The 5,062-nt window shown below is 46.0% G+C and carries 3 protein-coding genes and 1 pseudogene; 3 read left to right on the forward strand and 1 reads right to left on the reverse strand.

Annotated elements, in window-relative coordinates; all coding sequences use genetic code 11:
* The first annotated feature begins 156 nt into the window (after positions 1 to 156).
* The 3 genes from HU824_RS19055 to xylE all read left to right on the forward strand — a co-directional run bounded on the left by HU824_RS19055 (position 157) and on the right by xylE (position 4,713).
* Positions 157 to 1,635, forward strand: a complete 1,479-nt coding sequence (locus HU824_RS19055) for a xylulokinase (protein WP_176469703.1) — start codon at positions 157 to 159, stop codon at positions 1,633 to 1,635.
* Positions 1,636 to 1,793: 158 nt separating this feature from the next.
* Positions 1,794 to 3,110 carry a xylose isomerase gene (gene xylA / locus HU824_RS19060; RefSeq protein WP_176469704.1) on the forward strand — a complete coding sequence of 439 codons (1,317 nt, stop codon included), beginning with the start codon at positions 1,794 to 1,796 and terminating at the stop codon, positions 3,108 to 3,110.
* A 112-nt stretch (positions 3,111 to 3,222) separates the two neighbouring features.
* Positions 3,223 to 4,713 (forward strand): D-xylose transporter XylE, encoded by a 1,491-nt coding sequence (gene xylE, locus HU824_RS19065; RefSeq protein WP_136010830.1) that lies wholly within the window; start codon positions 3,223 to 3,225, stop codon positions 4,711 to 4,713.
* A gap of 222 nt (positions 4,714 to 4,935) precedes the next feature.
* Here the strand turns inward: xylE and HU824_RS19070 are convergent.
* Positions 4,936 to 5,062: pseudogene (locus tag HU824_RS19070) on the reverse strand (IS4 family transposase); the annotation flags it as partial.

Here is a 5,062-nt window from a genome sequence, read left to right on the forward strand (position 1 = left end):
TAGCAAACCTCTTCGGTTTGGCCGATGAGGATATCTATGATGTGATGATTAACAGGTCGGAAGAGATGAACCATATATGCGATATTTACAAATTAAAACTAGCAAGCTGAACTTGCGAAACTTAAATTGTTAATTCTTTAATTTTAATTGATAGGAATGTATTTATTAGGTTATGACATTGGCAGCTCGTCTGTAAAAGCGAGTCTGGTAAATGCGGAAAGCGGCAAATGCGTATCGTCTGTCTTCTTTCCCAAGACTGAAGCGGAAATAATGGCAGTAAAGCCCGGCTGGGCAGAGCAAGATCCCGGAAATTGGTGGGGAAATCTAAAGCTGGCTACACAAGCTATACTGGCAGAATCGGGGGTAGACGCAGAAGACATCAAAGCAATCGGTATCTCATATCAGATGCATGGCTTGGTATGCGTAGATAAAAATCAGCAGGTATTGCGTCCCGCCATTATCTGGTGCGACTCCAGAGCTGTATCTTACGGACAAAAAGCATTCGAGACATTGGGAGAGGAGACTTGTCTTTCACATCTGCTGAATTCTCCAGGTAACTTCACAGCCTCCAAATTGGCCTGGATTAAGGAAAATGAGCCTTCCGTTTACGAAAAGATTCATAAGATAATGCTGCCGGGTGACTATATCGCCATGAAGTTGAGTGGCACCATCTGTACCACCGTGTCCGGTTTGTCCGAAGGAATGTTCTGGGATTTCAAGAACAACCGGGTTGCAGACTTTCTGATGGACTATTATGGATTCGACTCCTCTCTGATTGCGGACATCAAGCCGACTTTCTCTGAGCAGGGACGTGTCAATGCAGCTGCTGCCGCAGAGCTGGGCTTGAAAGAAGGTACGCCTATTACTTACCGTGCCGGCGACCAACCCAACAATGCTCTTTCCCTCAATGTATTCAATCCCGGTGAGATAGCCTCTACCGCCGGTACTTCTGGAGTGGTATATGGCGTGAACGGTGAAGTGAATTATGATCCCAAATCACGTGTCAACACCTTTGCACACGTCAACCATGCTGCCGGGCAAACCCGTTTGGGCGTCCTGCTGTGCATCAACGGTACGGGCATCCTCAATTCGTGGGTGAAGCGCACCGTTGCTCCCGAAGGCATCTCTTACAATGATATGAATCAGCTGGCTGCACAAGCTCCTATCGGCAGTGCAGGCATCAGCATCCTGCCTTTTGGGAACGGTGCGGAGCGTATGCTGGAGAACAAGGAAATAGGTTGCTCTATTCATGGCATCAACTTCAATCAGCACGGCAAACAACATATTATCCGTGCAGCACAAGAGGGCATCGTTTTTTCCTTCAAATATGGAATCGACATCATGGAGCAAATGGGCATCCCCGTGCAGAAAATTCATGCCGGCAAGGCTAATATGTTCCTTAGCCCGCTATTTCGCGAGACATTGGCCGGTGTGACGGGAGCTGTCATTGAACTGTATGATACCGACGGTTCTGTCGGTGCCGCCAAAGGTGCAGGAATCGGTGTGGGTATATACAAAGACAACAACGAAGCATTTGTCACGCTTGAGAAACTCGAGGTGATAGAGCCGAAAGTGGCAGACCGACAGGCTTATGCCGATGCATATGCACGCTGGAAACACTGTCTGATATGCTAATTGACTGCGTCATGTTTATGTTGTGCTATCACACCGCAGGCCATTAGCATAGTGGTACATTAATTACGTTAGTATATCAAAACAATAAATTAAATAATTAACCTCGTGATGAATATGTCTGTCATTAGCGTATTCTCACATTAAAACATTAAATTCTTATGGCAACAAAAGAGTATTTTCCCGGAATAGGGAAGATTAAATTCGAAGGTAAAGAGAGCAAGAATCCCATGGCATTCCGTTACTATGATGCCGATAAAGTTATTATGGGTAAGAAAATGAGCGAATGGCTGAAGTTCGCCATGGCATGGTGGCACACTCTTTGTGCAGAAGGCGGTGACCAGTTCGGTGGCGGGACAAAGAAATTCCCTTGGAACGGTGAGGCAGATAAGGTTCAGGCCGCCAAGAACAAGATGGATGCCGGTTTTGAATTCATGCAGAAAATGGGTATCGAATATTATTGCTTCCACGATGTAGACCTATGCGAAGAAGCCGAGAGCATTGAAGAATACGAAGCCAACCTGAAGAAAATTGTGGCGTATGCCAAGCAAAAGCAAGCTGAAACCGGCATCAAGATGTTGTGGGGTACCGCCAATGTATTCGGTCATGCACGCTATATGAATGGTGCAGCTACCAACCCTGATTTTGATGTAGTGGCACGCGCTGCCGTCCAAATCAAGAATGCCATCGACGCCACCATCGAACTGGGAGGTTCAAACTATGTATTCTGGGGCGGGCGCGAAGGCTACATGTCATTGCTGAATACAGACCAGAAGCGTGAGAAGGAGCATCTTGCACAGATGTTGACCATTGCTCGTGACTATGCCCGTGCCCGTGGCTTCAAAGGTACTTTCCTGATTGAACCGAAACCGATGGAACCTACAAAACACCAGTATGATGTAGACACCGAGACCGTTATTGGTTTCTTGAAGGCTCACAATCTGGACAAAGATTTCAAAGTGAATATCGAAGTGAACCACGCTACTTTGGCAGGCCACACCTTCGAGCACGAACTTGCAGTAGCCGTAGACAACGGCATGCTCGGTTCCATCGATGCCAATCGTGGTGATTACCAGAACGGTTGGGATACAGACCAGTTCCCCATCGACAACTTTGAACTGACCCAGGCCATGATGCAGATTATCCGTAACGACGGTTTCGGCAACGGTGGTACAAACTTCGATGCCAAGACCCGTCGTAACTCTACCGACTTGGAAGACATCTTCATCGCCCATATTGCCGGTATGGACGTAATGGCACGTGCCTTGGAAAGCGCAGCCAAACTGCTCGAAGAATCACCTTATAAGAAGATGCTGGCCGAACGCTACGCTTCTTTCGACAATGGCAAGGGTAAGGAATTTGAAGAAGGCAAATTGACGCTGGAAGATGTGGTGGCATACGCGAAAGCTAACGGTGAGCCGAAACAGACCAGTGGCAAGCAGGAACTGTATGAGGCAATCGTAAACATGTACTGCTAATCTAATGGATAATTAGGAGAATTGACAGTTGCCATGCAGTGACTATGCCAAACTGTCGATAATCCTAATTATCCATTCTTCATTTTCCATTATCAATTAAATCAAGATTATCATGAATTATACAGAAAAAGGCAGTAAACTCTACCTCTTTTCCATTGTTCTTGTAGCCGTAATCGGAGGGTTGCTTTTCGGTTACGATACAGCAGTTATATCCGGCGCCGACAAAGGGATCCAAGCATTCTTTATGGGTGCTTCTGATTTTGTCTACACAGATGCGATTCACGGCATCACTTCTTCCAGCGCACTTATCGGATGTATCATCGGTAGTGCTCTTTCGGGGTTCTTCGCATCCAATCTGGGACGTAAGAATTCTCTTTTCATAGCCGGTGTCTTGTTCTTTCTGTCGGCATTGGGCTCATACAATCCGGAATTTCTTTTCTTTGATTATGGTATCCCTTCCTATTCACTGCTTGTAGCATTCAATTTCTATCGTGTATTGGGAGGAGTCGGTGTAGGTTTGGCATCTGCCATTTGTCCGATGTACATTGCGGAGATTGCACCGAGCAATATTCGCGGGACTCTGGTGTCATGGAATCAGTTTGCCATTATTTTCGGCCAGTTGGTGGTTTACTTCGTGAACTTCCTCATTTTGGGTGAGAATTCAAATCCGGTGATAAAAGCCATTGAAGGAATTAACCGGATTCTGAATCCCGAAGCGGCAGCATGGGTCACCGAGACGGGATGGCGTCTGATGTTTGTTAGCGAAGCCGTTCCTGCAGGAATCTTTGCGTTGCTTGTACTGTTTGTTCCCGAAACGCCGCGCTATCTTGCCATGAGCGGTAAGGATGAAAAGGCACTCCAAGTGTTGAGCCGTATCAATGGATTGGCTCAGGCAAAGGTCATTCTGGCACAAATCAAGGCTACGGCAGAGGAAAAGACGGAAAGACTTTTCACATACGGCTGGATGGTTATCTTCATCGGTATCATGCTGAGCGTATTCCAGCAGGCAGTAGGTATCAATGCCGTACTCTATTTCGCACCGCGTATCTTCGAAACGATGGGGATGGGCAACCCGATGGTGCAGACTGTCATCATGGGTATCATCAATATTCTGTTTACATTACTGGCTGTCTTTACAGTCGAGAAATGGGGACGCAAACCGCTGCTCATCTCGGGTTCTATCGGTATGGCGATAGGTGCTTTCGGAGTAGCCCTTTGTAATGTTGTGGCAGGGCTTCCTCCAATGTTGGCTGTTGTCAGCATCATGGTCTATAGTGCTTCGTTCATGTTCAGTTGGGGTCCCATCTGCTGGGTGCTGATTGCTGAAATCTTCCCGAATACCATTCGTGGTGCTGCAGTAGCTATTGCCGTGGCTTTCCAGTGGATATTTAACTTTATTGTATCTGCCACCTTCGTGCCGATGTACAATATGACTTTGGGAGATATGGGAGACAAGTTCGGGCACATGTTTGCCTACGGCTTATACGGAATCATTTGTGTGATAGCTGCACTGTTTGTCTGGAAACTCGTACCAGAGACAAAAGGCAAGACGCTGGAGGATATGACTAGACTGTGGAAGGGGCGAAGAAACAAGAAATTCTAGTTATTAAACGTATTGAGTAAAAAGATAGCGGTAATTCATTGGGATTACCGCTAAATGTTCTATTTTTCTTGTATTATTAACTCTCTCCCCTGAGTAATTTCAGTATGTACTTTCCGGGTATTACGATGCGGGCTTTCATTTCATTGTACAGACTCCATGCTTAATGTCGTGTTTTCTGTAATCCGTTTTTCCCATAGCTTTTTTGTTTTTTCTGTTTTGGATTTAAGTACATGACAAAAATTTGAAAACATCGAATTTTGGGGTATAAGTCGGACGCATAAGTATGGTCGAAATCTCTTCCAATCCATATTTGACAAGCGACTTTGCCTTTCTTCCATGTTTCAGAATC

This window comes from Bacteroides sp. L10-4 (genome assembly GCF_013373675.1).
Taxonomy (GTDB): Bacteria; Bacteroidota; Bacteroidia; order Bacteroidales; family Bacteroidaceae; genus Bacteroides; species Bacteroides muris.

Coding starts and splice junctions, on each gene's coding strand:
- HU824_RS19055 (WP_176469703.1), top strand. CDS start 157: ATGTATTTATTAGGTTATGACATTGGCAGCTCGTCTGTAAAAGCGAGT.
- xylA (WP_176469704.1), top strand. CDS start 1,794: ATGGCAACAAAAGAGTATTTTCCCGGAATAGGGAAGATTAAATTCGAA.
- xylE (WP_136010830.1), top strand. CDS start 3,223: ATGAATTATACAGAAAAAGGCAGTAAACTCTACCTCTTTTCCATTGTT.